General features: G+C 61.2%; 27 protein-coding genes. 10 read left to right on the forward strand and 17 right to left on the reverse strand.

The annotated features are described in order from the left end of the window. Positions 1-65: 65 nt before the first annotated feature. The 6 genes from rpmG to topA form a co-directional block, all read right to left on the reverse strand. Positions 66-233 (reverse strand): 50S ribosomal protein L33, encoded by a 168-nt coding sequence (gene rpmG, locus ASG68_RS10815; protein ID WP_037169519.1) that lies wholly within the window; start codon positions 231-233, stop codon positions 66-68. 93 nt (positions 234-326) lie between these two features. After that, positions 327-1511, reverse strand: coding sequence for an MFS transporter (locus tag ASG68_RS10820; RefSeq protein WP_062576446.1), 1185 nt, complete (start codon positions 1509-1511; stop codon positions 327-329). Positions 1512-1524: 13 nt separating this feature from the next. Continuing rightward, on the reverse strand, positions 1525-2229 hold the full coding sequence (locus ASG68_RS10825) for an NUDIX hydrolase (RefSeq protein WP_062576449.1): 705 nt from the start codon (positions 2227-2229) through the stop codon (positions 1525-1527). A gap of 8 nt (positions 2230-2237) precedes the next feature. Continuing rightward, positions 2238-2699, reverse strand: a complete 462-nt coding sequence (locus ASG68_RS10830; protein ID WP_062576450.1) for a DUF983 domain-containing protein — start codon at positions 2697-2699, stop codon at positions 2238-2240. Positions 2700-2742: 43 nt separating this feature from the next. Next, entirely contained in the window at positions 2743-5106 is a 2364-nt protein-coding gene (gene rnr, locus ASG68_RS10835) for a ribonuclease R (protein ID WP_062576452.1), read from the reverse strand. A 2-nt stretch (positions 5107-5108) separates the two neighbouring features. Further along, on the reverse strand, positions 5109-7799 hold the full coding sequence (topA, locus tag ASG68_RS10840) for a type I DNA topoisomerase (RefSeq protein WP_062576454.1): 2691 nt from the start codon (positions 7797-7799) through the stop codon (positions 5109-5111). Between the two features lie 350 nt (positions 7800-8149). On the opposite strand from topA, the gene ASG68_RS10845 reads away from it, so the two are divergent. After that, complete coding sequence (locus ASG68_RS10845; protein WP_062576456.1) at positions 8150-8407, forward strand: hypothetical protein; 258 nt, start codon at positions 8150-8152, stop codon at positions 8405-8407. Here the strand turns inward: ASG68_RS10845 and dprA are convergent. The 4 genes from dprA to ASG68_RS10865 are packed head-to-tail and all read right to left on the reverse strand — an operon-like array spanning position 8336 to position 12354. After that, the gene (dprA, locus tag ASG68_RS10850) at positions 8336-9487 is read right to left on the reverse strand and encodes a DNA-processing protein DprA (protein ID WP_062576458.1); all 1152 of its coding nucleotides are present in this window, start codon (positions 9485-9487) and stop codon (positions 8336-8338) included. The two genes, ASG68_RS10845 and dprA, sit on opposite strands and share 72 nt — an antisense overlap. Before the next feature lie 6 nt (positions 9488-9493). After that, positions 9494-10105 (reverse strand): glycerol-3-phosphate 1-O-acyltransferase PlsY, encoded by a 612-nt coding sequence (gene plsY / locus ASG68_RS10855; protein WP_156373870.1) that lies wholly within the window; start codon positions 10103-10105, stop codon positions 9494-9496. 27 nt (positions 10106-10132) lie between these two features. After that, positions 10133-11416: a dihydroorotase gene (locus ASG68_RS10860; protein ID WP_062576462.1), complete on the reverse strand. Its 1284-nt coding sequence runs from the start codon at positions 11414-11416 to the stop codon at positions 10133-10135. After that, complete coding sequence (locus ASG68_RS10865) at positions 11413-12354, reverse strand: aspartate carbamoyltransferase catalytic subunit (protein ID WP_062576465.1); 942 nt, start codon at positions 12352-12354, stop codon at positions 11413-11415. Before ASG68_RS10865 ends, ASG68_RS10860 begins: the two co-directional genes overlap by 4 nt. A gap of 201 nt (positions 12355-12555) precedes the next feature. On the opposite strand from ASG68_RS10865, the gene ASG68_RS10870 reads away from it, so the two are divergent. After that, positions 12556-14205 carry an acyl-CoA dehydrogenase family protein gene (locus ASG68_RS10870; protein ID WP_062576467.1) on the forward strand — a complete coding sequence of 550 codons (1650 nt, stop codon included), beginning with the start codon at positions 12556-12558 and terminating at the stop codon, positions 14203-14205. Here ASG68_RS10870 and ASG68_RS10875 read toward each other — a convergent pair. Then, positions 14187-15122, reverse strand: coding sequence for an AEC family transporter (locus ASG68_RS10875; RefSeq protein WP_062576469.1), 936 nt, complete (start codon positions 15120-15122; stop codon positions 14187-14189). The two genes, ASG68_RS10870 and ASG68_RS10875, sit on opposite strands and share 19 nt — an antisense overlap. Before the next feature lie 172 nt (positions 15123-15294). On the opposite strand from ASG68_RS10875, the gene ASG68_RS31885 reads away from it, so the two are divergent. Together ASG68_RS31885 and ASG68_RS10880 are read left to right on the forward strand one after the other, a co-directional pair. Then, entirely contained in the window at positions 15295-15450 is a 156-nt protein-coding gene (locus ASG68_RS31885; protein ID WP_164491910.1) for a hypothetical protein, read from the forward strand. Beyond that, positions 15447-15791, forward strand: coding sequence for a DUF6105 family protein (locus tag ASG68_RS10880; protein WP_062576471.1), 345 nt, complete (start codon positions 15447-15449; stop codon positions 15789-15791). Before ASG68_RS31885 ends, ASG68_RS10880 begins: the two co-directional genes overlap by 4 nt. On the opposite strand, the gene ruvX is transcribed toward ASG68_RS10880, so the two are convergent. Then, the gene (ruvX, locus tag ASG68_RS10885) at positions 15728-16222 is read right to left on the reverse strand and encodes a Holliday junction resolvase RuvX (protein ID WP_062576473.1); all 495 of its coding nucleotides are present in this window, start codon (positions 16220-16222) and stop codon (positions 15728-15730) included. The two genes, ASG68_RS10880 and ruvX, sit on opposite strands and share 64 nt — an antisense overlap. Positions 16223-16229: 7 nt before the next feature. Further along, a complete protein-coding gene (locus ASG68_RS10890) occupies positions 16230-16526 on the reverse strand; it encodes an alkylphosphonate utilization protein (protein ID WP_062576475.1) in 297 nt (98 codons plus the stop codon). Positions 16527-16609: 83 nt separating this feature from the next. On the opposite strand from ASG68_RS10890, the gene ASG68_RS10895 reads away from it, so the two are divergent. The 5 genes from ASG68_RS10895 to ASG68_RS10915 all read left to right on the forward strand — a co-directional run bounded on the left by ASG68_RS10895 (position 16610) and on the right by ASG68_RS10915 (position 22174). Further along, complete coding sequence (locus ASG68_RS10895; protein ID WP_062576477.1) at positions 16610-17314, forward strand: metal-dependent hydrolase; 705 nt, start codon at positions 16610-16612, stop codon at positions 17312-17314. 102 nt (positions 17315-17416) lie between these two features. Then, positions 17417-17704: an Asp-tRNA(Asn)/Glu-tRNA(Gln) amidotransferase subunit GatC gene (gene gatC / locus ASG68_RS10900; protein WP_062576478.1), complete on the forward strand. Its 288-nt coding sequence runs from the start codon at positions 17417-17419 to the stop codon at positions 17702-17704. A 46-nt stretch (positions 17705-17750) separates the two neighbouring features. Next, positions 17751-19232, forward strand: a complete 1482-nt coding sequence (gatA, locus tag ASG68_RS10905) for an Asp-tRNA(Asn)/Glu-tRNA(Gln) amidotransferase subunit GatA (protein WP_062576481.1) — start codon at positions 17751-17753, stop codon at positions 19230-19232. Between the two features lie 66 nt (positions 19233-19298). Next, positions 19299-19808: a GNAT family N-acetyltransferase gene (locus ASG68_RS10910; protein WP_062576483.1), complete on the forward strand. Its 510-nt coding sequence runs from the start codon at positions 19299-19301 to the stop codon at positions 19806-19808. A gap of 167 nt (positions 19809-19975) precedes the next feature. Continuing rightward, entirely contained in the window at positions 19976-22174 is a 2199-nt protein-coding gene (locus ASG68_RS10915; protein WP_062576485.1) for a hypothetical protein, read from the forward strand. Between the two features lie 41 nt (positions 22175-22215). On the opposite strand, the gene ASG68_RS10920 is transcribed toward ASG68_RS10915, so the two are convergent. From ASG68_RS10920 to ASG68_RS10935, 4 genes are all read right to left on the reverse strand, one after another. Next, positions 22216-22470 (reverse strand): YjhX family toxin, encoded by a 255-nt coding sequence (locus tag ASG68_RS10920; RefSeq protein WP_062576487.1) that lies wholly within the window; start codon positions 22468-22470, stop codon positions 22216-22218. A gap of 194 nt (positions 22471-22664) precedes the next feature. Continuing rightward, positions 22665-23573 (reverse strand): NAD(P)/FAD-dependent oxidoreductase, encoded by a 909-nt coding sequence (locus ASG68_RS10925; RefSeq protein WP_062576489.1) that lies wholly within the window; start codon positions 23571-23573, stop codon positions 22665-22667. 80 nt (positions 23574-23653) lie between these two features. Then, positions 23654-24106 carry an Rrf2 family transcriptional regulator gene (locus ASG68_RS10930; RefSeq protein ID WP_062576491.1) on the reverse strand — a complete coding sequence of 151 codons (453 nt, stop codon included), beginning with the start codon at positions 24104-24106 and terminating at the stop codon, positions 23654-23656. 69 nt (positions 24107-24175) lie between these two features. Further along, complete coding sequence (locus tag ASG68_RS10935) at positions 24176-24484, reverse strand: DUF1294 domain-containing protein (RefSeq protein ID WP_062576493.1); 309 nt, start codon at positions 24482-24484, stop codon at positions 24176-24178. 149 nt (positions 24485-24633) lie between these two features. On the opposite strand from ASG68_RS10935, the gene gatB reads away from it, so the two are divergent. Further along, the gene (gatB, locus tag ASG68_RS10940) at positions 24634-26136 is read left to right on the forward strand and encodes an Asp-tRNA(Asn)/Glu-tRNA(Gln) amidotransferase subunit GatB (RefSeq protein WP_062576495.1); all 1503 of its coding nucleotides are present in this window, start codon (positions 24634-24636) and stop codon (positions 26134-26136) included. The last annotated feature ends 21 nt before the right edge of the window (positions 26137-26157 follow it).

The following is a 26157-nucleotide window of genomic DNA, read 5'->3' on the forward strand; positions in this document are numbered from 1 at the left end:
ACCGTGCATGAAAAAGGCGCCGAGCTTTTCAGCCGGCGCCTTTAAATTCCGGAAAAGACCAGATCTTACTTGATCTTGGTTTCCTTGAATTCGACGTGCTTGCGTACGACCGGGTCGTACTTCGTGAAGGACAGCTTGTCCGTCTTGGTACGGCTGTTCTTGGTCGTCACGTAGAAGGTACCTGTGTCGGCCGTCGACAGCAGCTTGATCTTGATTTTTGCAGCTTTCGCCATGGTCGTCCTGCCTTTATAAAAAAACAAAGCCGCGGACGTCCGTGAAAGGGTCCCGGCAAACTTGGCGCGAAACTACGTATCGCGCCCGAAAAGTCAAGCGACTTTTGCCCCAAAAACCTTTCGCCCTATGGCAATCACGAGATAAAAGGCGAAGAAGCCGGTGATCGCCCAGGCAAAGCCATTGTTTCCAAACACGTCCATCGATGTTCCGATCACCTGCGGCCCCGCTACGGATCCGAGTGCGTAGCAGAAGATGAAGGCAGCGTTGGCCGCCACCAGATCCGGTCCGTGCAGGCGCGAGCCGAGATGGCTGAGACCGATGGTGTAGAGGCCGGAAACGACGCCGCCGAGCACGAGAAGGGTGATCGAGACCGCGACCCAGTAATGCACCAGGACCGGCATGAAGGCGGTGCCTAGAAACCCCACGACCGTCAGCGCGATCAGCAGATGGCGGCGGTTGCGGATACGGTCGGACAACAGGCCGAGCGGAATCTGGAAGATGAGGTTGCCGACGCCCATGAGGGTGAGAAGCAGCGCCGCCTGCGATTCGCTGAAGCCGACCCGCGTGCCGTAGATCGGAAACAGCGACAGCCCCCCGTATTCGACCGCGCCGAAGACGAACACTGCGGCTGTCGCCATCGGCACCATGAAGATGTAACGGACGAAATGCTGTTGCGGCATCTCGTCGATATTCGGGCTTTCCTTGCTGGCGATCAGAATGGGAATCGCAGCGGCAAGGATGATTCCGGCGCCCACTGCGAAGGGGAGGAGGCCCTCGCTTCCGAGAAACGAGAAGATGAGGGGGCCGACGGCAAAACCAAGGGATAGAACCGTGCCGTAGATGCCGAAGACGAATCCCCGCTTGGAGGACGGAGCCGTGGCGTTGATCCAGAACTCCGACAGGATGAAGAGGATGGTGATCGCGCTCTGGAAGACGATTCGCAGCGGAAACCACATCCAAAAATCCGGCAGGTAATGAAACCCGACTGCCGAAAGTGCTGCAAAGATCACCGCGCATGTCATGACCTGAGCGACGCCGTACTGGTGTGCTATACGCGTCGTAAAGGATGCGGCAACCATCGATGCGATGCCCGCGACGGTGGAGTTGAGACCGATCATAGTTGCCGAGATGCCCCGGTTCTCCATGATCATGCTCAAGAGCGGCACGCCGAGCCCGATCGCGATGCCGACCGTGCCGACGGCGGCGAGTGCCGCGATCAGCGACAGCCAGTGTATCTCCTCAACCGGCGCTGGCGTGCCGGACGGCGGCTGTGACATGCAGCAAGTTTCCTCAGAGAAGGTCGCGGACGAAACGTCCATGACGGGTAGAGTAGAACGGCACCGGTCCGCCAAACGGCAGGGACGCATCCGCCTGAAGGCTCGCCCTCAAATCACCGAGAATGATCCCGGTAATATCCGGCATGGTCACGGCCGAAGCGTCGTTGACATCGATCCATCGCAAATCCTCAAGCTCCCGGCTGTCGCGGATATCCGTCGGCTCGATACCCGCCTCGTCCGTGAAAACGGCGAAGAAATGGGTGTCGAACCGGCGCGGATGGCCCGGCGGCGTTATCGCCCGTGCCATATAGCGCAAGTTTGTGAGATCGGGAAGAAAAGGTAACAGACTGTTTCCGGAGGTTTTCGGGCCGCCAATGGCGATGTTGGCTTCCTCGTGAAGCTCCCGCAAGGCAGCCAGTGCGAGGGCGCGCAGACGGCTCTGCGTGGCGTGCTGGCCACATGCCGCCTGCAGTCGCTCTAGGACAGCCGGATGGATATCTCCGCCCCACGGCAGACGATGGTCGGTTGCGTCGCGTCGTCCGCCGGGAAAGACGTGCAGATCGGGCATGAAGACATGCGCCTTGTTACGCCTGCCCATCAGCACGCGCACGTTCTCTCGCGATCGATCGAGCAGCATGATCGATGCCGCATCGCGTGGCCGGAGTGAGCGCTTTGCGGCCTCCGGGCGGGCGCCGGGTGCACGCGGCTGTACGTCCATCGGTACCGTCACGCGGCCGGATCCCGTGCAGGCAGGATATCCTCAGGCCTGTCCTCGTGGTCTCCGAAGCCGTGCATTCTCAGCGCCCATTGTAGGCCGATGACGCCTCCCTTGACGGGCTGCATTAGGGCCAGCGACCCGATGATGGTGATCGGCACCCAAATGGCCAGATGCCCCCAGTTGGAGAGCGGCAGGATCATTTCCGTCGCCATGAAACCGGCCAGCACGACATGACCCATGATGGTCACGACGATATAGGGTGGGAAATCGTCGGCGGCGTGCCGGTCGAGCTGTTCGCCGCAGGAAGCACAGGCGGGAACCGTCTTCAGGAAGCGGCCGAAAAGCCGGCCACTGCCACAGGCCGGGCAGGTGTTGAGAAGCCCGCGCTTGATGGATCGCCAGACGGGGCGCTCGGTGCGTTCCGTCTGTTCGAAGCGGATCGTTTCAGGATTGCTACCGGTTGCCTGCATCGCCAAATCCTCATTTCATGAACGCGGGCAATGCCCGCATCCCTCAGCGCCTGCCGCGCGGCGGCCGTGTTCCCGGCATCTTGCGATCCCGGCGGCCGGACTTGTGGAAGGAGCGCGTTGCCGTCGGCATCTTGCGTCCTTCGCTGATCATCTCGAAGCGAAGCGCGCCGGCCAGCGGCACGGCCTCCACAAGCTTGACCCTGATCTGATCGCCCAGGCGATAACCGAGACCGGTCTTTTCGCCCGACAGCGCCTGATGGGCCTCGTCGTAGATGTAATAGTCGCGGCCCAGCGTAGATATAGGCACGAAACCGTCGGCGCCATAGGCCGGCAGGGTGACAAAAAGTCCCGCCTTGGTCACGCCGGAGATACGGCCGTCGAATTCCTCGTTGACCCGACCGCTCAGATGATGGGCGATCAGCCGGTCGATCGTGTCGCGCTCGGCTGCCATCGCCCGGCGCTCGAAGGTGGAGATTTCGGCGGAGATATCGTTGAGGGCCGCTTCTTCCGCCGGCGTGATGCCGCCTTCACCCAGTCCCAGCGTGCCGACGAGCGCGCGGTGCACGATCAGGTCAGCGTAACGGCGGATCGGCGAGGTGAAGTGGGCGTATTTCATCAAGTTCAGGCCAAAATGGCCGATGTTTTCCGGGCTGTAGATCGCCTGGCTCTGCGAGCGCAGCACCATTTCATTGACCATCGTCTCGAAAGGCTTGTCCACCGCCTTCGACAGGATGCCGTTGAAGTGGTTGGAACGCAGGTTGCCGCCCTTGACGAGCGACAAGTCGAGTGTCGCCAGGAACTCGCGCAGCGTCTCCTGTTTGGCGAGTGATGGTGCGTCATGGACGCGGTAGACCAGCGGCTGCTTCTTGATTTCCAGCGTCTCTGCCGCGGCCACGTTGGCCTGGATCATCATCTCTTCGATCAGCTTGTGGGCATCGAGGCGATCGGGCACGAAGACCCGGTCGACGGTGCCGTCGGCCTTGAGGACAATCTTGCGCTCGGGCATGTTGAGTTCGAGTGGCTGGCGTCGGTCGCGGCCGCGCGTCAGGATGGCGTAGGCGTCCCACAGCGGCTTCAGGATCGGTTCAAGCAAAGTACCAGTCTGATCGTCCGGATTGCCATCGATGGCGGCCTGAGCCTGATTGTAGGAGAGCTTGGCAGCGCTCCGCATCATGATCCGGTGGAAGGTATGGCCGGCCTTGCGCCCTTCCTTTGAAAAACGCATGCGCACGGCAAGCGCCGGGCGATCGACGCCCTCCTTCAGCGAGCAGAGTTCGTTGGAAATCCGTTCGGGCAGCATCGGCACGACGCGATCCGGGAAGTAGACGGAATTGCCGCGTTTGGCCGCCTCGTGGTCGAGCGCGGATTTCGGCCGCACATACCAGGAGACATCCGCGATCGCCACGGTGACGATCACGCCGCCCGGATTGTGCGGGGACGGGTCCGGCTCCGCATGAACGGCGTCGTCGTGGTCCTTGGCGTCGGCCGGATCTATGGTGATCAGCGGTAGCGAACGCCAGTCTTCCCGGTGCGACATGGTCGCGGGACCGGCGGCCTCCGCTTCCTTCAATACATTTTCAGGGAAGATATAGGGAATGCCGTGGGCATGAATGGCGATCATCGAGATCGCCTTTTCCGAGGCGACGGAGCCGACGACGGATTTCACCTGCGCGCGCGGCAGGCCGAACCGGCCGGCGCGAACGATTTCGACCTCGACGAGATCGCCGTCCTTCGCCGTGCCCTGATGCTCGGCATCAACCTGCATTTCTTCGCTGCGCTTTTCGATCGGCATGATCCGGCCGCCACCATCGGGCAGGAGGCGGAAAACACCCATGGCGGCGTTGTTGTTGCGCTTGCGATCCAGCACCTTGACGATGCGCGCTGTATAGGCCGGACCGCCACGGTCCTTGGCTGGAAAGATCTTCGCCAGAACCCGGTCGCCGATGCCGCCGACGGGCGTCTTGCCCTTGGATTGGCCGATGCTCGACTGACGGATCAGCACGGCAGGCGCCACACCTTCATCCTCCGGCCATTCGGTTGGCCGGCCGATCAGTTCGCCGTCCTTGTCGCGGGTCGTAATGTCGAGAACCGTGACCGGGGGCAGGGCGCCGGGGCGGACCAGCGAGTTGCGCTTCTTTTCCAGAAGCCCGTCCTGTTCCATCTCGCGCAGCAATGCCTTGAGTTCGACGCGCGTCTCGCCCTTCAGGCCGAACGCCTTGTAAATCTCCCGCTTAGAGGCTTTTTCCGGGTTTTCCGAGATGAAGCGCATCAGCACGTCGCGTGGCGGCACCGCGCCGTGAATGATCACGACGTCATCTGCCGGCAACACGGCCTTCTTGCCCGCGCGTCCGATCCGGACTGCGGGTTTGCCGGGCCGTTCGGATCGATCGCGTGGGATTCTGGTCACGTTCAGGCCTTCTTGGCTTTTGCTGCCGTCTTTGGCTTGGCAGCCGCTTTCGGTTTGGCGGCGGTCTTCGGCTTCGCGGCCGCCTTCGGTTTTGCTGCCTTGGTCGCGCCCTCGGCCTTTTCTGCTTTCGGTTTCGCAGCCTTTGTTGCCTTGCCCTTGGCGGGCTTGAGCCCGGCCTTGGCGATACGCTCCGCAATCAGCACCAGCGATTCATCCAGTGTCACGGATGCCGGATCCTTGCCCTTCGGCAAGGTCGCATTGACCTTGCCCCAGTTGACATAGGGGCCGTACTTGCCGTCGCGCACGGTGATCGCGCCGCCGTCGGGATGTTCGCCGATCTCCTTCAGCGCGGCAGCAGATGCGCCGCGTCCACCCGGTCCCTTGGCCGCCTTGTCGGCAAGCACCGAGACGGCGCGGTTGAGGCCGATCGAAAACACGTCCTCGATGCTTTCGACGTTGGCATATTTCCCATCATGAAGGATGAAGGGTCCATAGCGGCCGAGGCCGGAGGATATCATCTTGCCTGTTTCCGGATGGGCACCGATATCGCGTGGCAGCGAGAGCAGCGCCAGTGCCTTCTCGTGGTCGATGCTATCCGGTGCCCAACCCTTGGGCAGGCTGGAGCGCTTGGCTTCCTTGCCGTCGCCACGCTGGACATAGGGGCCGAAGCGGCCGGATCGCAGGGTAATTTCCTCGCCGGTATGCGGATCCTTGCCGAGCGCCTGCGGTTCGTTGCTGACGCCAGCTTCACCATTTGCGGCTTCTGCGCCGAACGGGCGGGTATATTTGCATTCCGGATAGTTCGAGCAGCCGATGAAAGCGCCGTTGCGGCCGAGCTTCAGCGACAGCTTGCCCGTTCCGCAGACCTGGCACGTGCGCGGATCGCTGCCGTCCTCGCGCTTCGGGAAGACCAGCGGTGCCAGTTCTTCGTTCAGCGCATCGAGAACGTTGGTGACGCGCAGTTCCTTTGTGTCTTCGATCTGGGCGAAGAAATCCTTCCAGAAGTCGCGTAGCACGTCCTTGTAGTTCAGTTCGCCGGCGGAAATCTGGTCGAGCTTCTCCTCCAGCGATGCCGTGAAATCATACTCGACATAGCGGGTGAAGAAGCTTTCGAGGAAGGCTGTGACCAAGCGTCCCTTGGCTTCCGGGATCAGTTTACGCTTGTCGGTGACGACATATTCCCGGTCGCTCAGCGTCTTCAGCGTCGCGGCATAGGTCGAGGGTCGGCCGATGCCGAGTTCTTCCATCTTCTTGATCAGCGAGGCTTCCGAATAGCGCGGCGGCGGCTCGGTGAAGTGCTGGGTCGAGTTGATCTTCTGCTTGGCGAGATTTTCGCGTGCATTGATCTCCGGCAGGCGGCCATCCTCGTCGCCGTCGTCGCTCTGCTCGCCATCCTCCTTCTGGTCGGTATAGGCGGCGATGAAGCCGTCGAAACGGATGACCGAACCGACAGCACGCAGGCCGGCCTTTTCGCCCTTGTTGTCGGCGGTGATCTCGGCGGTCGTGCGTTCGATCTCAGCCGACGCCATCTGGCTCGCGATGCCGCGCTTCCAGATCAGGTCGTAAAGGCGCAACTGGTCGGCGTCGAGGAAGCGCTTCACCTGGTCCGGCGTGCGGGTGAAATCGGTCGGCCGCACCGCTTCGTGGGCTTCCTGGGCATTCTTCGCCTTGGTGGAATAAAGGCGGGCCTTGTCGGGCACGTATCGTGCGCCGAACTGGTCAGCAATCGCGCTGCGGGCGGCATCGATCGCTTCGGCCGCCATCTGCACGCCGTCGGTACGCATATAAGTAATGAGACCGACGGTCTCGCCGCCGAGGTCGACACCTTCATAGAGTTTTTGCGCAACCTGCATGGTGCGCGAGGCGGAGAAGCCGAGCTTGGAGGAAGCGGCCTGCTGCAATGTCGACGTGGTGAAGGGCGGCGACGGGTTGCGCTTGACGGGCTTCGCCTCGACGCTATCGACCACGTAGCTGGCACTTTCCAGCAGAGCCTTCAACTTGCCCGCATCCTCGCCATTGGTGACGGCACGGGGCTGCAGACGCTTGCCGTCGGCCGAAACGAGCCTAGCCTCGAACTCATCGCCGCGTGGTGTTTTCAGGAGCGCGGACAGGTTCCAGTATTCTTCCGAAACGAAACGTTCGATCTCGGCTTCACGATCACAGACGAGGCGCAGCGCAACCGACTGCACGCGGCCGGCTGAACGGGCACCCGGCAGCTTGCGCCACAGGACCGGCGAGAGATTGAAGCCGACGAGATAGTCGAGTGCGCGGCGTGCCAGATAGGCGTCGACCAGCGGCACGTCGATGTCGCGCGGATTGGCCATTGCGTCGAGCACGGCCTTCTTGGTGATGGCGTTGAAGACGACACGGCTCACCGGCTTGTCGCCGATCAGCTTCTTCTTTCTCAAGAGATCGAGCACATGCCAGGAAATCGCCTCTCCCTCGCGATCCGGGTCGGTTGCAAGGATGAGACCGTCGGAGGATTTCAGCGCGTCGCCGATATCCTTCATGCGCTTGGCGGAGGAGGCATCGACCTCCCAGAGCATGGCGAAGTCATCGTCTGGCAGGACCGATCCATCCTTGGCGGGCAGGTCGCGCACGTGTCCGAACGAGGCGAGAACCTTGTAGCCTGGGCCTAGATACTTGTTGATGGTCTTCGCCTTTGCGGGCGATTCCACGACGACGACATTCATGGTCATATTCTCAACGCAACCGTTCAAAGCTGTGCCAGGCCGGGGAAAGGCGGCACATTGGGAAATATCGATGCCCCGACATGAACAGGGATTCGTCTGCGGTCAAGTGCCGCGTGGAAAATAAGCCCATACAACGCAATGCAACCTAAAAGAGATTACGTTTTTATTGCAATTAAAGATAAATGCGTTATCGTTCATGAAGTGTACTCGATCTCCATCGAAACCAGGGCTTGAAACCAGTATTCGGCCCGACGGGGAGCCTGTTGACACGACCCGGGCGCCGTATTGGGTTTCGCTCGAACATGATGGCCTGCCGATGGGCGAAGTTGAATGCGCAACAGGGAAAACCGATGATTCCGAATTCGAGCGGCACCGGCAAAAAGGAAGCCCAGACCCATGAAAAGATCGCCTATATCCGGCAGATGCTCGGCGAACTTCGCGGTGTCGCCAGTAATAAGGGCGCGGACATGCTGTGCTACCTGATCGAAATGGCCGCCGTGGAAGCCAGCGACATCCTGGCCGGCAAGCGGCGTCTCTCATTCGCCAATGCTGATGGAAACCAGACCGCCGGGATGCCGATGAAGGCGTCCGGCAAGATCAAGTTCTAACAGGACAAGGTAGACTGCGGACGCTGAAAGTCCGGTGTGGCGAATGATGTCGTCGATTTCGACGGGCGTCGGCCCCAGCGCATCGGTGATCCTGACGCGATCGTTCTCATCCGGCGGCGGCGTCATTGGGCCGGGATCGTGTTCACCGGGTTCTTCCGCCCGCGGTGGCGTGAACAGATCGATGCGGCTGAGAGGCGCCAGGGCTTGCAGGATATCCTGCGCTTCGGTCGTCACCGTCGCGCCGTCCTTCAAGAGGCCGTTCGTTCCATGACAGCGCGGATCGAGCGGCGATCCCGGAACGGCAAAGACAAGGCGGCCGAAGTCACCGGCATACCGGGCAGTGATCAGCGAGCCTGAGCGCGATGCGGCCTCGACGACGAGGAGGCCGAGGCTGACACCGGCAATCAGCCGGTTGCGACGCGGAAAATCACGGGCGCGGGGTTCCCAGCCGAACGGCATTTCACTGATCGCCAATCCATTGCCGTCGGTGATTTCATCGAGCAGGCCGACATTCTCCGGCGGGTAGGGCTGATCGAGACCGCCTGCAAGTGCTGCGATCGTTCCCGTGTCGAGGCTGGCGCGGTGGGCCGCCGTATCGATCCCGCGCGCAAGGCCGGAAATGATGGAATAGCCGGATCGGCCGACATCGCGCGCCATCATTGCGGCAAACTTGGTGCCGCTGATCGAGGCATTGCGGGAGCCGACGATGCCGAGCGAGGGCACAGTGCCGATGGCGGGATTGCCCTTGGCCGCAAGCAGTGGCGGCGCGCCATCGATCTGGCGCAGGGCTGGAGGGTAGTCGGGTTCGCCGATGCCGACGAAGCGGGCACCCAGACGACTAGCGATTGCCAGTTCCTTCTCCGCCTCGGCGACGGAAGCGACACGGATCGCGCGGGTCGAACCACCACGCCGCGACAGTTCCGGCAGCATCTCCAGCGCCGTCTCGGCCGAACCGAAATGATTGATGAGGTCACGGAAAGTGGCCGGGCCGACATTGTCGCTGCGGATCAGCCTCAGCCAGGCAATTCTCTGTCGTTCCGTCAGCGCAATCCCGTTTCGTCCCGCGCTGCCGTTCGACATTCGGTCTTATCCCTTTTCCCCGATCCGGCCCTCGGTTCCGGCCATAAGCCGCTGGATGTTCGCCTTGTGCTTGATCCAGGTGATGATGCTCATCACCACGAACAGAATGCCGATTTTCCCATAGCCCGTTGCCAACAGTACAACCGGAACGACGACGGTTGCAACCAGCGCCGAGAGCGAGGAATAACGGGTGAGCTTGGCGATGCTGAGCCAGACGGCAGCAAAGACGAGGACGATCAACGGCGCAAGTCCAAGCAGGACGCCAATATAGGTGGCAATGCCCTTGCCACCCTTGAAGCCCAGCCATACGGGAAAGAGATGGCCCAGAAACGCCGCGAACCCGGCTGCGATGCCGGCCTCGATCCCCCAACGTGATGCAATCGCGGCGGCAGCCGTACCCTTAAGGGCGTCGAGCAGCAGGGTGGCAGCGGCCAGTTTCTTGTTGCCGGTGCGCAGAACGTTGGTCGCGCCGATATTGCCGGAGCCGATCTTGCGCACATCACCCAGCCCCGCCATGCGGGTGAGGATGAGGCCGAAGGGGATCGTGCCGAGCAGATAGCCGAAGATTGCTGCGATGGCCGTCGATACGGCATCGAGCTGCCAGGAAAATATGTCCACCGGTTCCCCTCCCATGGTCCGTATCGCTTAGATGGAATGGACCAGTTTTCCCGCAACATAGGTTTGAACCGCCCGGCCGGTAAAGCGGGCATTTTCGAACGGCGTGTTTTTCGATCGCGAGATGATGGCGTCCTTGCCGAACAGCCAGGGCTCTTCGAGATCGATCAATGTAATGTCGGCCTTGGCGCCGGGCTTCAGCGTGCCGGCGTCGAGGCCGAAGATCTGTGCTGGGCGGGTCGACAGCGCATCAATCAGGCGCATCAGCGGCACGCCGCCGCTGTGGTAGAGCCGAAGGGCGGCTGGCAGAAGCGTTTCCAGACCGATCGCGCCATCGGCGGCATCGGCGAAGGGCAGGCGCTTGGTATCGACATCCTGTGGATCGTGCGAGGAGACGATGATATCGATCGTGCCATTTGCCAGTGCTTCCACCATCGCCACCCGATCGTCCTCGCCACGCAGCGGCGGCGAGAGTTTGAAGAAGGTGCGGTATTCGCCAATATCGTTCTCGTTCAAGGTCAAATGGTTGATCGAGATGCCGCAGGTGACATTGGCGCCGCGCTTGCGGGCCGTGGCGATGGCTTCCGCCGATTCCGGTAGCGAGATTTTCGCAGCGTGATAGGCGGCCTTCGTCAGACCGGCGATGCGCAGGTCGCGCTCCAGCGGTATGATTTCGGCTTCGCGCGGCACGCCCGAAAGGCCGAGCCAGCTTGCCAGCAGACCCTCGTTCATGACGCCGCCGGCGCCCAAATACTTGTCGCGCGTTTCGAGCGAGATCACCGCCCCGAATTCCCGCGCATAGGTCATGGCGCGGCGCAGCACCAGCGTGTCATGGACAGGCTGGCGGCCATTGGTGAAGCAGACAGCGCCCGCTTCTCGCAACAGGCCCAACTCGGTCATTTCCTCGCCGTCGAGATGCTTGGTCAGTGCGGCAGCCGGATAGACGTTGACGAGCGCCTTGTCGCGGGCGGTCTTCTGGACGAATTCCACCAGCGCGATATCGTCGATCACCGGATCTGTGTCCGGCATGGTGATGATCGAGGTGACGCCGCCGGCAGCCGCCGCGCGCGAGGCGGATTCGATCGTTTCGCGATATTCGCCGCCGGGTTCGCCGACGAAAACGCGCGCATCGACAAGACCGGGCACGGCGACAAGGCCGTTGCAATCGCGGATTTCGGCACCGGCTGGCGCGCCATGTGCGTCCTTGCCGACAGCCGTGATGACGCCGTTTTCGATGACGATATTGCCGGTTTCATCGATGTTACGCGAAGGGTCGATGACGCGCAGGTTTTTCAGGACGAGGGAATTGGTCATGCGCGCGGCCCCTGGTTCTGCGAAAGAAGAAGTGTTTCCATCACCGCCATGCGCACGGCGACCCCCATTTCAACCTGTTGCTCGATGACGCTCTGCGGGCCATCGGCAATGTCGGATGCGATCTCGACGCCACGGTTCATCGGGCCGGGATGCATGACAAGCGCATCCTCCTTGGCCGCCTTCAGCTTTTCCGCGTCAAGGCCGTAGTAGCGGAAATATTCGCGCACCGAAGGCACGAAGGAGCCGGCCATGCGCTCACGCTGCAGGCGCAGCATCATCACGACATCGGCATCCTTCAGGCCTTCCTCCATTGAGTGATAGACCTCGGCGCCCATATCGGCGATTCCCGACGGCAGCAGTGTGGCGGGCGCGACGACGCGCACGCGGGCACCCATCTGGTTGAGAAGCAGGATGTTCGAGCGGGCGACGCGCGAATGCAGCACGTCACCGCAGATGGCGACGATGATGCGCGACAGCTTGCCTTTGGCGCGGCGAATGGTCAGCGCGTCGAGCAGGGCCTGCGTCGGATGTTCATGTTGGCCGTCGCCGGCATTGACGACAGAGCAAGAGACTTTCTGCGCGAGTAGGGCGGCGGCCCCGGCGGAAGAGTGGCGAACGACCAGCACGTCGGGGTGCATCGCGTTCAGCGTCATCGCGGTATCGATCAGCGTCTCGCCCTTCTTCACCGAAGAATTGCTCACCGACATGTTCATGACGTCGGCACCGAGCCGCTTGCCGGCCAGTTCGAAGGAGGACTGCGTGCGGGTCGAGGCTTCGAAGAACAGGTTGATCTGCGTCAGGCCGCGCAGCGTCGATGTCTTCTTTTCTCTCTGCCGGGAAATCTTGACGGCTTCGTCTGCCCGGTCGAGCAGCAGCGTGATGTCCTGTTCCGTCAGGCCCTTGATGCCCAGCAGGTGGCGATGCGGAAAGAAATCCATGGAGAGCCGCCTCATTTTTTAGAAGTTGGGTGGGTCTATAATGACTGTGCGGTAAACCGGCAAGGCTGAGGGGGTGCAAACCGGGTGCATCCCCACGCTTTTCTGGCCTTATCGCAGCATCCTCAAAATTGTTGCGGCAAGCGGCGTTTATCCCATCCCGATGCTGTTCCTAAGCATCGGGACTTAAGCTAGAAACGCGACATGACTCTGAACCGAAATGAACAGAAACTCGCCGATCTGAACCAGCCCAAGCCCTGGTCGGGGATCAATGCATTCCGCTCCGATCCGTTGTTGGTCGATGTCGCTGCGTCGATGCCGCGGCCGCTGCGCGACGATTTCGAATCGATCGGCCGCTACGTGACCTCGCCGGAAGCCCAGGATCTGGCGCGGATGGCGAACGAAGGCGTGCCGAAGCTGCGCACCCACGGCCCGCGTGGCGAGCGTCTCGATGTCGTCGATTTCCATCCGGCCTGGCACGCGCTGATGCGCCGTTCGATGACCTCGGGCCTGCATGCCTCCGCCTGGGAAAACATTGCCGACGAGCGCGGCCGGTCGCACAAGGCGCGTGCCCTGCGTTTCTACCTGACGGCACAGCTTGAAGCCGGTCATCTCTGCCCGTTGACGATGACCAGCGCTTCTGTCGCTGCGATCTCGGCGTCTGCGGCGGTACAGAAGGAATGGGCGCCGAAGATCCTGTCGCGCAAATACGATTCGTCGAACAAGCCCTGGATGCAGAAATCCGCCGTGACCATCGGCATGGGCATGACGGAAAAGCAGGGCGGGACGGATGTGCGCGCCAATACCTCGATCGCCGAGCGGGTGGGCGAGGGAATATACCGCCTGACCGGCCACAAATGGTTCCTGTCGGCGCCGATGAGCGACGCTTTCGTGATGCTGGCGCAGACGCGCGACGGTCTCGGCTGCTTTCTGGTGCCGAGGTTGCTTGAAGACGGTTCGGCCAATGGGCTCAGGTTCCAGCGGTTGAAGGATAAGATCGGCAATCGTTCCAATGCCTCCTCGGAAGTCGAATTTTCCGAGACCTTCGGCTTCCTGTTGGGAACGCCGGATGCCGGCATCCGTACCATTCTCGACATGGTGACGCTGACTCGGCTCGATTGCGCTCTGGCATCCGCCGGCATGATGCGCGCCTCGCTGGCCGAGGCCGTCCATCATGTGCGCGGCCGCAAGGTGTCCGGCAAGCCGCTGGTCGCCCAGCCGATGATGACACGCGTGCTCGCCGATATGGCGCTCGACGTGGCGGCCGCAAGCGCCTTGTCTTTCCGTCTCGCCGAAGCCTTCGATAAGGCGCGCGACAGCGCCGAAGACGCCGCCTATGCCCGCATCATGACCCCGGTCGCCAAATACTGGGCCTGCAAGATCGCGCCCGCGCTGATCTATGAGGCGATGGAATGCATCGGCGGCAGCGGCTATGTCGAGGAGCGCCCGATCGCGCGTCACTACAGGGAGGCCCCGGTCAATGCGATCTGGGAAGGCTCCGGTAATGTCATGGCTCTCGATGTCCTGCGTGTGCTGACACGCGGCAAGGATCTGTTCGAACTGCTGTTCCAGGTGATCAGCCGCGATCTCGGGCCGGCCGGCAAGAAGACCGTCGATGTCCTGCGTGCCGCCATGTCGCTCTGCGAGCGCGACGAGGGTGCGGCCCGCATGCTGGTCGAACAACTGGCGCTGGCCGCCTCCGCCGCCGAACTCTATCGTCTTGGGGCAGGGCGGGTGGCCGATGCCTTCCTCGAATCCCGGCTTGCTGCCGGCTGGCGTTCGACCTACGGCATGCTCGATTCGCGCTTCGATTCCGCTTACATCGTCGACCTGCTTTACCCGGCAGCGATATAGCCGGTGACGGTCAGCACTAGCGGGATGGTGAAGAACGAGACCACCGTCTGAACGGTAGCAACGGCCGCATAGAGCGGCGCATCGCCACCCATCTGCTTGGCAAGGATATAGCCGTTCATCGCGGTCGGTACGCTGGCGCCGAGCGCGATCACCAGCAGCGCATCACCGCGAATGCCGAGCAGCCAGCTGGCGCCGACCATGAAGACCGGCATGATGATCAGCTTCAGGAAGACGGCGAGCAGGGCGACGCGGCTCGGTCTCAGCGCGTCGGCTACCTTGAGACCGGCACCTACCATCACCAGACCGAGGCTGAGCGATGCCTGCGCCAGCATTTCGACCGCCGTCAGCACTGGCTCATAGACCGTCAGGCCGGCAAGATTAATCAGAATACCCAGCGCCGAGGCAACGATCATCGGATTGGTGGCGATCTTGATAATGAAGAAGCGCAGGCCCCGGCCGCTGCCGGTGAAGGCAATCAGCACGCCGATATTGTAGAGATTGATCGGAATGATCAGCAGCGTCATCACGAGCGCTGTCAGGCTGAGGCCGAGCGGACCGTAGAGTTTTTGCGCGATGGCCAGTGCCATGAAGCCGTTCCAGCGCGTCGAGGTCTGGAAGATCGAGGTGAACGCGGGGGAGGAGACATGGCGCTGGCGGAGAAACGGCCAGGTTAGCAGCAGCGCCGCCGACATCAGAGAGATGCTGCCGATCGTGGCAATGGCGGTAGTGTCCGCCTTCATCCCCGCGAAATCCGCCGTCGCCAGCGTCGAAAACAGCAGCGCAGGGAAGAGGATGTAGTAGCCAAGCTGCTCCAGTCCGTCCCACAGCGTGATGTTGATCAACGGTGATCGCCTCAACCAGACGCCCAGCGAGACGAGCAGGAAGACCGGCAGGATGCTTTCGAAGATGATCATCATGGGGGAGAGGCCTGAAGGAAATCGGCTTCACCGATAGACCCTTGTCCACAGGCGGGCAACCGCACGTCCGGATATTAACCTTAACAAATGGTTTACGTTGCGCCGACAAGGTTAACGGGCAAGAGTGAAAACCGCAGATAATTTTAACCATACCCGGCATGAGGCAGGTTCGGTGAGAACTGGCTTGACGATCATCATGATGATGTTTTTTGCGACGCTGACGCTCGATCTGGCTGTTCCGGCGGCCATCCTGACGAGTCTGATGGCACTGGACTGGTTGTCCTCGCAGTTGAAGCGCGGGCTGATCGGCGAGGGGAGGACGGCATGAAGTGGTTCCTCATTCTCTGGGCGTGCCCAGTCCTTCTTCTCACCGGCTGGTACGGTCTTTCCTATTACGACATGAATTTCGGCATCTTCATGCTGACGCGACAGGCGCATGATCTGGTTTTCGCGGTTTATGGCCATGTCCTGGGCCTGCCGCCGGAAAGTATTCCGCCGCTTGTCGCCCGCGCCATCGCCGTAGACAGCCTGATCGTCTTTGCGATCATCGCGTTCCGCAAGCGCCGCCAGATTCGGGCCTGGTACCAGCGCCGTTTTCCCGCTGCTCAGCCGTCTGAAGCCGTGGAGGCGCCCTTCGCCAAGGACGCCAACCTGTCCAGCGCGCCCTGAAGGATGAAGGAGGCGGCGGCCGAATCGATCCGGTCGGCCCGCTTCTTGCGCGAGACATCCATTTCGATCAGTACCCGCTCCGCCGCCACCGTCGATAGCCGCTCGTCCCAATAGACGAAGGGGAGATCGGTCTTCTGCGCCATGTTGTGCACGAACGCTCGGGTCGCCTGCGCACGCGGACCGGCCGATCCGTCCATGTTGATCGGCAGGCCGATGATGAAGGCGGCGATCTTTTCTTTGTTGGCCACGGCCAACAAGGCCTCGGAGTCCGGCCCGAACTTCACGCGCTTGATCACATCGCGTGGCGTTGCAAAACGCCGACCGAGATCCGAGACGGAAATGCCGATGGTCTTGGTGCCGAGATCCAGTCCGCCAATGGCCTGACCGGGGGCAAGCGCGGCCGACAGTTCTTCTATTGTAAGCGTCGTCATCCCTGGCTCAGCGTTTGCGGACAAATTCGGTGCGCAGCACGAGACCCTTGATGCTCTCGTGGCGGCAGTCGATTTCGTCGATATTGTCGGTCAACCGGATCGACTTGATCACGGTTCCTTGTTTCAAGGTCGTGCCGGCACCCTTTACCTTAAGATCCTTGATCAAGGTCACCGAATCGCCATCGACAAGCTGGTTGCCCGCCGCATCGCGCACGATCGCTGCCTCGGCCGCTGCCATTTCGGAAGCGGGGCGCCATTCGCCGGTTGCTTCGTCATACACATATTCGTCATCGGCCGTTGCCATCGTCATTTCCAATTCGCACTCAATGTCATTCGCGTATATCCACCTATGTCATACTCTTCCGTAAGAATCCAAAGGAGCGCACAATGAAGATCAAATGGCTCGGCCATTCCGCCTTCCATCTGGAAACCGCCAGCGCGAAAATCCTGATCGATCCCTTCTTCACCGGCAATCCGTCCTTCGACGAATCGTCGCGCAAGGATGCGGCAGCCGGCCTCACGCATATCCTGCTTACCCACGGCCACGGCGACCATGTCGGCGATACGATTGCACTGGCGAAGGAAACCGGCGCCACTGTGGTGGCCAATGCCGATCTCGCCGCTTGGCTGGGCTCAAAGGGCGTGAAGGCACTTGAAATGGGCAATACCGGCGGAACCATCCATCTCGACGGTTTTTCCACGACCTTCGTCAATGCCCTTCATTCCTCGGCACAACTGACCGAGGATGGTGTGTCGCATTCGCTCGGCAACGCCAACGGCCTCGTCCTGCATTTCGAGGATGAGCCGACGGTCTATCACATGGGCGATACCGACATCTTCTCCGACATGGCGCTGATCCACGAACTGCATTTGCCCGAGATCGGCCTGGTGCCGATCGGCGATCGCTTCACCATGGGCGGTGCGGTTGCGGCACTTGCCTGCCAGCGCTTCTTCAAGTTCGAGACGGTCCTGCCGTGCCACTACGGTTCTTTCGGTATCATCGACCAGACCCCGGAACTGTTTATCGCTGGTATGGACGGTGCCACTACGAAAGTCGCGACACCCAGGGTCGGCGGCATCGTTTCGTTCTGACGGGCGAAATGCCCTGCAAGGCGCGCAACACAGCGATTCCCCCGTTGCGCGCCCGGGGCTTGGTCATTATAGCGGGTAGGAAATTTCTATCGGAGACTATCCATGTCAGTTGACCTCGCCACCGTGAAGCGCGTCGCGCGTCTTGCCCGCATTGCCGTCACCGAAGAGGATGCGCAGCGCATGACCGGCGAACTGAATGGCATCCTCGGTTTCGTCGAGCAACTGTCCGAGGTGAATGTCGAGGGCGTCGAACCGATGACGTCGGTCACGCCGATGGCGATGAAGAAGCGCGCCGATGCCGTTACCGATGGAAACAAGGCTGACGATATCGTTGCCAATGCGCCGAACGAGGACCGGAATTTCTTCCTCGTCCCAAAGGTTGTCGAATAAGCCTTCGCCGCGCCGCCCGAACGCACCTGATTTTTGAAAGCCTGCCATGACCGACCTGACCCATCTGACCATTGCTGAAGCGCGCACCAAGCTGAGCGCCAAGGAAATCACCGCCGTCGAACTGACGGAGGCCTATATCGGTGCGATCGACGCGGCCAATGGCGCGCTGAACGCCTATGTCGTTACGACGCCGGACAAGGCACGCGTCATGGCCAAGGCGTCCGACGCCCGTATCGCTGCCGGCAAGGCCAGGGCGCTCGAAGGTATTCCGCTCGGGATCAAGGACCTGTTCGGCACCGAGGGCATCCATACCCAAGCCTGCAGCCACATCCTCGATGGCTTCAAGCCGAAATATGAGTCGACTGTCACCCAGAACCTCTGGAACGACGGTGCCGTCATGCTCGGCAAGCTGAACATGGACGAATTCGCCATGGGCTCGTCGAATGAATCCTCCTATTACGGCCCGGTCAAGAACCCCTGGCGCGCCAAGGGTTCCAACCTCGATCTGGTTCCGGGCGGTTCATCCGGCGGTTCGGCCGCAGCGGTTGCCGCTTTCCTCTGCGCCGGAGCTACCGCGACCGATACCGGCGGCTCGATCCGCCAGCCGGCCGCCTTCACCGGCACCGTCGGCATCAAGCCGACCTATGGCCGCTGCTCGCGCTGGGGCATCGTCGCCTTCGCCTCGTCGCTCGACCAGGCCGGCCCGATCGCCCGCGACGTCCGCGATGCGGCGATCCTGTTGAAGTCGATGGCCTCCGTCGATGCCAAGGATACGACCTCCGTCGACCTGCCGGTGCCGGATTACGAAGCCTCGCTCGGCCAGTCGCTGAAGGGCATGAAGATCGGCATTCCGAAGGAATACCGCGTCGATGGCATGCCGGAGGAGATCGAGACGCTCTGGCAGCAGGGCATCGCCTGGCTGAAGGACGCCGGCGCCGAGATCGTCGATATCAGCCTGCCGCACACGAAGTATGCGTTGCCAGCCTATTACATCGTCGCCCCGGCCGAAGCCTCGTCCAACCTGGCGCGCTACGACGGCGTCCGCTACGGCCTGCGCGTCGACGGCAAGGACATTGCCGACATGTATGAGAAGACCCGCGCCGCCGGCTTCGGCACTGAGGTCAAGCGCCGCATCATGATCGGCACCTATGTGCTGTCGGCCGGCTATTACGACGCCTATTACCTGCAGGCGCAGAAGGTCCGCACGCTGATCAAGCGCGATTTCGAACTCGCTTTCCATGCTGGCGTCGATGCGATCCTTACGCCTGCGACGCCATCCTCCGCCTTTGGCATCGCCGACGAGGACCTGGCGTCCGATCCGGTCAAGATGTATCTCAACGACATCTTCACGGTGACGGTCAACATGGCCGGCCTGCCGGGCATCGCCGTTCCCGCCGGCCTCGATCACAAGGGCCTGCCGCTCGGCCTGCAACTGATCGGCAAGCCTTTCGAGGAAGAGACCCTGTTCAAGACGGCGCATGTCATCGAACAGGCAGCCGGCCGGTTCTCTCCCGCAAAGTGGTGGTAATTTCATCGGCGCTGCTGGTCAAACGGCAGTGCCGATGCTCTATTCGCGGTGGAAGGGGTCTGCCGCATGATCACGGTTCGCACCGCGCGTGAACTTGAAATTCCAGCCCTGACGGCCGTGGGCCTCGATGCCTGGGAGCGAGCCGTTTCAGGCCTCGCCGATGCGAGGGGCATGCGGCATATCGCCGAGCTTTCCTTTCTCTCCTTCCTCCGCTCACATTGGTATGGTGTCAGCGTCGTCGAAGCCGGCGGCGTCATCGCCGGCTGGGCAGCGCGCGAGGATAATGACGGCAGCATTTCCGATCTGTGGATCGCTCCGGACGTGCAGCGCAGCGGTCTAGGTTCCTTGTTGCTCGCGGACCTCGAACGGACGATCAAGGCTCAGGGCTTCGAGACCGCCATGGTCAAGACCCACGCCCAGAACACCCGGGCCATCGCCTTCTTTCATAAGCATGGCTATTCCGTCAGTTCGCTATCGACCGCCTATGCGCCCAAGCTCGATCGAGACGTCGAATCCATTGGCATGACAAAGGTTCTGGAACACTCCGTGATCCGGCAGGGTCAGGAATGGTTCTGATGGTCACGTCTCCTTGCACATGAAAATGTGATCGGCCGTTCTGGTGAAAACCGTGGCCGCGCGCCCCCTCCAATGTTAAAGATTACTAAAATCTTAATTAATTGTTGAAGCGCGCCTGAGTTTCATTGGGCCGCCCCCTTTGCAGGCGCATTTTGGGGAGAGATCATATGGCAACGATTACTGGTACGTCCGGTCGCGATCTCGTGCATCGTAACGGCGATGGACACACGCCGGGTTTCGGAGTGACTGAATTCAACACGGCAACGGTTGGTGCCGACACGATCAATACCGGCGCCGGAATCGACGAAATCTATTCGGATGCCGGCGACGACGTCGTCAACGCCGGCGATGACGACGACTTCGTCTTTTCCGGTTCCGGCAATGATACGGTGGACGGTGGAAACGGAAACGACACCATCATCGGCGGCGCCGGCATCGATGTCCTGATCGGCGGAACCGGGACGGATGCGTTTCAGTTCAATGCCGCCTCGGACATCAACAACCTTGCCGAAAGCATCAATGGCGGTGCTGACGAAGACATCATCGATTTCGCGCAATTCAATGCATTCGGCACAGTCAACCTCACTGCCGCGACGATCACCGATGTCGAGCATTTCCGCTTTGCCGGCGGTGGCAATGTGGTGACGCTGACAGCCGCGCAACTGGGAGCATTCACCAAGATTTCCGCCGGTTTCGCGACCGATCGATTCTATCTTTCTGCTGCCGGCACGGTCGATCTGACCGGCGCCATTATCAACGATCTCGTCGATGAATTCCGCGGAACATCCGGCAACGACACATTCATCCTCACTGATGTCGGTTTGGGCCAGACCGTCAACGGACTTGGCGGCGTCGACAAGATTTACGGCAGCCTCGGCAATGATAATTTCGATGGCGGCGCCGGTGCCGACACTGTCCTTGGCTATGAGGGCAATGACACGCTGAAGGGCGGTGCCGACGATGATACGATGAGCTCCGGCGACGGTAATGATGTCATCAACGGCGGAGCCGGCATCGACAAGCTTGGCGGCGGCACGGGCAATGACATCTTTGTCGTGACCAATGTCGCGGAGATTTCCGGCCTGGCGGAGACCGTGAACGGCGGTGACGATACCGATCTGTTGCGCTTCGACGGTGCCGGCAAGGTTGATCTGACGAAGGCGAGCCTGAGCAATCTGGAACAGCTTGGATTGAACGGCAACGATGTCACGATCACCGCCGCCCAGCTGAGCCAGTTCGACCAGATCAATGCAAGTTTCGCCGCAGACAGGATTATCCTCGCGGCCGCTGGCACCATTGATCTGTCCGCTGCTGTCATTAGCAACTTGCTGGATGAGCTCCGCGGTTCTTCCGGCAATGACGTGATCAACTTCCAGGCCAATGCGCAGGGGTTGTTTGTCGATGCGCGGCAGGGCAACGACACGATCAATGCTGGCGAGGGGAACGATAGCCTGCGCGGCTGGACCGGAAATGACACACTCGGTGGCGGCGATGGCAACGATATGCTCGATGGAGGTGCTGGAACCGACAAGTTCAACGGTGGTGCGGGCAATGACCTCATTGAGGTCAAGCAGTCGTCGGATATCAGCGGTCTGGCGGAGACGATCAATGGTGGCGCCGATCTCGATGAGTTGAATTTCACATTGCTGGGTGCGATCGGCACGATCGATCTGTCGCTTGCCACACTGTCGTCGCTGGAGAAGCTATCGATAGGAAGCAATTCGATGATCATGACCGGCGCGCAGATGTCCGAGTTCGAGACCATCGCAGCCGGATTCGGTGTCGAGCGGCTGATCATGTCGTCCGCCGGCACAGCAGACTTCACGGGCGATACTCTGGTGCTTGTCGATGAAATCCGCGGATCGACCGGCAATGACATCGTCAAGCTGTCCGGTGTCGCTGATGGGCAGACAGTCAACGGTCTGTCCGGCAACGACAATATCGGTGGTGGCCTCGGTAATGACATCCTCGACGGCGGTTCGGGCACTGACACGCTGTCGGGCACCGCAGGTAACGACACCCTGATTGGCGGCACTTCGGCGGACACGATGGGCGGCGGCTCTGGGGTAGACACATTCCTCTACCGTTCTGCAACGGAAGCACCCGTTGCAACTGCGCACGACGTGATCACCGATTTCGTCCACGGCACCGACCTGATCGACCTTTGTCAACTGGATGCGATGGACGACGTGGCCGGCGATCAGGCCTTTACCTTTATTGGTGGTGGTGCGTTTACGGGCGTTGGTGGCCAGTTGCGTTATTCCAACGGCATCATCTACGGCGAGATGACAGGCGATACGACGGCTGATTTCCAGATCGAGCTTGCCAACAAGGCGGCGATCACCGCGGTCGACTTTCTGCTTTGACGGAAACGGGCGGGAGCATACTGGCTCCCGCCCGTGCTTGCCTAGCGGTTGTTCAACTGCGCGCGCACCAGGACCAGCCCGCGTTGCGTGATGCGGTAGGGCTTGCCGCTGGAGGAGGCGATCGCCTTCTTACGCTTCAGCTTGCGGAAAAGCTCCAGCCCGAAATCAGGATAGAGCCAGCCATCGCGGGTGAAGCATTGTGCCTGGTCAATGCTTTTGCCGGCCCGAATGACTTCGATGCGCCCGCCTTGGGCCATGAGATGAAGAATACGCTGTTCGTCGCGTGAAATGTCCATTGATGATGAGATCCGAAAGGCGTTCCGAAGAACGCATGAAAACGGGTCTGGCGTTCAGTCGAACGTCAGGGCTTCGTTTTCCGGCCCGTGCGCGCAAAGCAGATTTGCGGGCAGGGCCTTCAGGCAATCTCAGACGAGGTAAACATAAAAACTCCAAAGGACAGGCGTTTTCTAAAACGGTAGCTGTGCCTTCGTCAAGAATGTGCAACGGGGAACATCAGCGACTGATGGACGCCGAGCCCCGCCATGACGCCATCGGCGGAGGACAGTGTGATGTTTCCGAAAGCGCGGGCATTGTCTCCGGCTGCGAAGACACCGGCAACGGTGGTTGCCTTCATGGCATTGGTGGCGATGATCTTTCCAGCCGGAGAATCGTCCAGCGCGCAACCGAGATCCTGTGCCAGCGTGCCGCGAATATGCAGTTCCGGCGCGATGAACAGCGCCTTGACTTCGACGCTCGTACCGTTGGCGAGGCGGACTTGCGCCGGAGCATCCGGCGCGCCGTCAATGGCGATAACCGTACCCGGCTGCAATCTCACGCTGCGCTGGGCCAACAGGTCGAGCGTTGCCTCGTCCGGCTCAGGCATGCCGTTCGTGAAGAGCGTCACGTCGCCCCAGTCCGCGACTACGGCTGCCTGATGGGCCGACATCGGCTGGGTGGCGATGACGCCGATCGGACCGCCGCCGATTTCATAGCCGTGGCAATAGGGGCAATGCAGCGCCGTCTGGCCCCAGCGCTCCTGAAGGCCGGGAATATCGGGCAGGCGGTCTTCGACGCCGCTTGCTAACAGGATACGCCGCGTCGCCACCACTTCGCCGCTATCGGTGCGGACGTCGAAATCGTCGAGCGTTCCTTCCGCAGAGTCAGCCTCTCCCCGGAGAAAGGTGACGGTGGGGTAGGCAGAGAGTTGTGCCCGGGCCTCGGCGAGGATTGCGGCACCCGATTTTCCGTCATGGCCCAGCACGCCATGTGCATGTGCGGCAAAGCGATTGCGCGGAGTCCCGCTGTCAATGATCGTGACATGGCGGCGGGCGCGGCCGAGGATGTAGGCGGCGGACAGGCCGGCGAAGCCGCCGCCGATGATGATGGCGTCCTGTTGCATGATTGTTCCTTTTGTCATGGCTCCGCCGGCCGGGTTCTAGGTGTGGAAGCCGGAGGCGAAGCCGAGGTTTGGTTTGACTGTCAGCCGTGCGGTTTGAGCCTGGCCCGATGTTCGGCAAAGCGCCGCTTGAAATCGTCGGCAAGGGCCGCCAGCGTGACTTCGCCGAGACGGGCGATCAACATCGCCTCGGCGTCGCGAAAGGCGTCGTCGAGCGCGTGATTGACAGCCTGTTCGACAAGGCAGCCCGGGCTTTCGCTGACATTGCCCATCTGGAAAAGCATCGGCTCTCCGAGCGCCGCGTAGATGTCGCGCATGGTCAAGTCCTCGAGCGGGCGCGCGAGCGTCCAGCCGCCGCCATGGCCGCGGCCGGAAGCGACGAGCCCCGCTTCACGCAGCCCGGCCATGGTGCGCCGGACGACGACGGGATTGGTGCTCAGGCAGACCGCGAGTTCATCCGAGGTCATCGGACGTTCGCGTTCGGCCATGTGGAGCAATGCATGCAGCACTGCGGAAAGTCTGCTGTTTCTCTTCATGTAATAATAATAGTTACGAATCTTGCGCTATGTCAAGCGACACGCCGAAAGACGTAGCAAGGCGAGTGATCATCCGCCGAAGATGGCGCTGGCCAGCTTCCAAAGCGCGATCATGGTTCCGGCAATGGCAATGAGCGCATGAAACAGCAGGATGAGGATCAGCCGGGTGCGAAACGGCTCCTTGCGCGTCTTGTGACGCAACCATTGCTGGGCAGCGAGCGCGCCAAGGCTGCCGCCGATGAAGGCAAGGCCGAGCAGCCGGCCTTCGGGAATGCGCCAGGCGCCGCCGCGTGCCGCCTGCTTGTCCCACCAGAAGACGCAGAAGGTGACGATATTGAGCAGCAGAAGGATCGCAAGGATGGTTAGGGCCGTTGTCATGGCCGATACGATACCGGGTAGGTCTGAACGGAGCGCAAACACATGGTTCCCGCCTGTTTGCACGGCTGCCGCGCGCGACAAGCCTTGCACGCCCTAGCCAATTGTTCTACCGAGGGAACCACGAATTCGAGCTTACAGAAGAGCATTCCATGACCCTCGTCGACGTCCGCATCTCCGAACCGAAACGCTATATTCCCGGCGCCACTGGCGACTGGGAAGTGATCATCGGCATGGAAGTCCATGCCCAGGTGACGAGCAATTCGAAGCTGTTTTCGGGCGCATCGACGACGTTCGGCAATGCGCCGAACGCCAACGTGTCGCTCGTTGATGCGGCCATGCCCGGCATGCTGCCCGTCATTAACGAGGAATGCGTCAAGCAGGCGGTTCGCACAGGCCTCGGCCTGAAGGCGAAGATCAACAACCGCTCGATCTTCGACCGCAAGAACTATTTCTATCCGGACCTGCCGCAGGGCTACCAGATTTCGCAGTTCAAGGACCCGATCGTCGGCGAAGGCAAGATCATCATTTCCGTCGGTCCGGATCGTCAGGGCCAGTTCGAGGATGTCGAGATCGGCATTGAGCGGCTGCACTTGGAACAGGATGCCGGTAAGTCGATGCACGACCAGAGCCCGACCATGTCCTATGTCGACCTGAACCGGTCGGGCGTGGCGCTGATGGAAATCGTCTCCAAACCGGACATGCGCTCGTCGGATGAAGCCAAGGCCTATATGACCAAGCTGCGGTCGATCGTGCGCTATCTCGGCACCTGTGACGGCAACATGGACGAGGGCTCGATGCGCGCCGACGTCAACGTCTCCGTGCGCAAGCCCGGTGCCGATTTCGGCACACGCTGCGAGATCAAGAACGTCAACTCCATCCGCTTCATCGGCCAGGCCATCGAATTCGAAGCCCGCCGCCAGATCGCGATTCTGGAGGAGGGCGGTACGATCGACCAGGAAACCCGCCTGTTCGACCCGAACAAGGGCGAGACCCGGTCGATGCGCTCGAAGGAAGATGCGCACGATTACCGCTATTTCCCCGATCCTGACCTGCTGCCGCTCGAATTCGACGATTCCTTCGTTGTGGCGTTGAAGGCGGACCTACCGGAATTGCCGGATGACAAGAAGGACCGTTTCGTCAGCGAACTCGGCCTGTCGGTCTATGACGCCTCCGTGCTCGTCTCGGACAAGGCGATTGCCGACTATTTCGAGGCTGTGGCTGAAGGCCGTGATGGCAAGGCGGCTGCAAACTGGGTCATCAACGACCTGCTTGGCGCGTTGAACAAAGCCGGCAAAGGCATTGAAGAGACTCCGGTTTCGCCCGCCCAACTCGGTGGCATTCTCGATCTCATCAAGTCGGAAGTTATTTCCGGCAAGATCGCCAAGGATCTTTTCGAAATCGTCTGGAACGAGGGCGGCGATCCGGCCAAACTGGTCGAAAGCCGTGGCATGAAGCAGGTCACCGATACCGGCGCCATTGAAAAGGCCGTCGACGAAATCATCGCCGCCAATCCGGATCAGGTTGCCAAGGTTCAGGCCAAGCCCTCGCTTGCCGGCTGGTTTGTCGGTCAGGTGATGAAGTCGACCGGCGGCAAGGCCAACCCGCAGGCCGTCCAGGCGCTGGTCAAGGCCAAGCTCGGTATCGAGGACTAAGCAATTCCAGGAAAACTGTTA

The organism is Rhizobium sp. Leaf453, from assembly GCF_001425605.1.
In the GTDB taxonomy this organism is placed as follows: Bacteria; Pseudomonadota; Alphaproteobacteria; order Rhizobiales; family Rhizobiaceae; genus Pararhizobium.

Excerpts from the sequence above, each read along its gene's own strand:
- ASG68_RS10890 (WP_062576475.1), bottom strand. The coding sequence starts at position 16,526 with ATGGCAACGGCCGATGACGAATATGTGTATGACGAAGCAACCGGCGAA.
- ASG68_RS10825 (WP_062576449.1), bottom strand. The coding sequence starts at position 2,229 with ATGGACGTACAGCCGCGTGCACCCGGCGCCCGCCCGGAGGCCGCAAAG.
- gatB (WP_062576495.1), top strand. The coding sequence starts at position 24,634 with ATGACCCTCGTCGACGTCCGCATCTCCGAACCGAAACGCTATATTCCC.
- ASG68_RS10910 (WP_062576483.1), top strand. The coding sequence starts at position 19,299 with ATGATCACGGTTCGCACCGCGCGTGAACTTGAAATTCCAGCCCTGACG.
- rpmG (WP_037169519.1), bottom strand. The coding sequence starts at position 233 with ATGGCGAAAGCTGCAAAAATCAAGATCAAGCTGCTGTCGACGGCCGAC.
- ASG68_RS10915 (WP_062576485.1), top strand. The coding sequence starts at position 19,976 with ATGGCAACGATTACTGGTACGTCCGGTCGCGATCTCGTGCATCGTAAC.
- topA (WP_062576454.1), bottom strand. The coding sequence starts at position 7,799 with ATGAATGTCGTCGTCGTGGAATCGCCCGCAAAGGCGAAGACCATCAAC.
- ASG68_RS10845 (WP_062576456.1), top strand. The coding sequence starts at position 8,150 with ATGATTCCGAATTCGAGCGGCACCGGCAAAAAGGAAGCCCAGACCCAT.
- ASG68_RS10860 (WP_062576462.1), bottom strand. The coding sequence starts at position 11,416 with ATGACCAATTCCCTCGTCCTGAAAAACCTGCGCGTCATCGACCCTTCG.
- dprA (WP_062576458.1), bottom strand. The coding sequence starts at position 9,487 with ATGTCGAACGGCAGCGCGGGACGAAACGGGATTGCGCTGACGGAACGA.
- ASG68_RS10830 (WP_062576450.1), bottom strand. The coding sequence starts at position 2,699 with ATGCAGGCAACCGGTAGCAATCCTGAAACGATCCGCTTCGAACAGACG.
- ASG68_RS10925 (WP_062576489.1), bottom strand. The coding sequence starts at position 23,573 with ATGCAACAGGACGCCATCATCATCGGCGGCGGCTTCGCCGGCCTGTCC.
- gatC (WP_062576478.1), top strand. The coding sequence starts at position 17,417 with ATGTCAGTTGACCTCGCCACCGTGAAGCGCGTCGCGCGTCTTGCCCGC.
- ASG68_RS10820 (WP_062576446.1), bottom strand. The coding sequence starts at position 1,511 with ATGTCACAGCCGCCGTCCGGCACGCCAGCGCCGGTTGAGGAGATACAC.
- ASG68_RS10920 (WP_062576487.1), bottom strand. The coding sequence starts at position 22,470 with ATGGACATTTCACGCGACGAACAGCGTATTCTTCATCTCATGGCCCAA.
- ASG68_RS10880 (WP_062576471.1), top strand. The coding sequence starts at position 15,447 with ATGAAGTGGTTCCTCATTCTCTGGGCGTGCCCAGTCCTTCTTCTCACC.
- ASG68_RS10875 (WP_062576469.1), bottom strand. The coding sequence starts at position 15,122 with ATGATGATCATCTTCGAAAGCATCCTGCCGGTCTTCCTGCTCGTCTCG.
- ASG68_RS10865 (WP_062576465.1), bottom strand. The coding sequence starts at position 12,354 with ATGGATTTCTTTCCGCATCGCCACCTGCTGGGCATCAAGGGCCTGACG.
- ruvX (WP_062576473.1), bottom strand. The coding sequence starts at position 16,222 with ATGACGACGCTTACAATAGAAGAACTGTCGGCCGCGCTTGCCCCCGGT.
- ASG68_RS10930 (WP_062576491.1), bottom strand. The coding sequence starts at position 24,106 with ATGAAGAGAAACAGCAGACTTTCCGCAGTGCTGCATGCATTGCTCCAC.
- ASG68_RS10895 (WP_062576477.1), top strand. The coding sequence starts at position 16,610 with ATGAAGATCAAATGGCTCGGCCATTCCGCCTTCCATCTGGAAACCGCC.
- gatA (WP_062576481.1), top strand. The coding sequence starts at position 17,751 with ATGACCGACCTGACCCATCTGACCATTGCTGAAGCGCGCACCAAGCTG.
- ASG68_RS10935 (WP_062576493.1), bottom strand. The coding sequence starts at position 24,484 with ATGACAACGGCCCTAACCATCCTTGCGATCCTTCTGCTGCTCAATATC.
- ASG68_RS10870 (WP_062576467.1), top strand. The coding sequence starts at position 12,556 with ATGACTCTGAACCGAAATGAACAGAAACTCGCCGATCTGAACCAGCCC.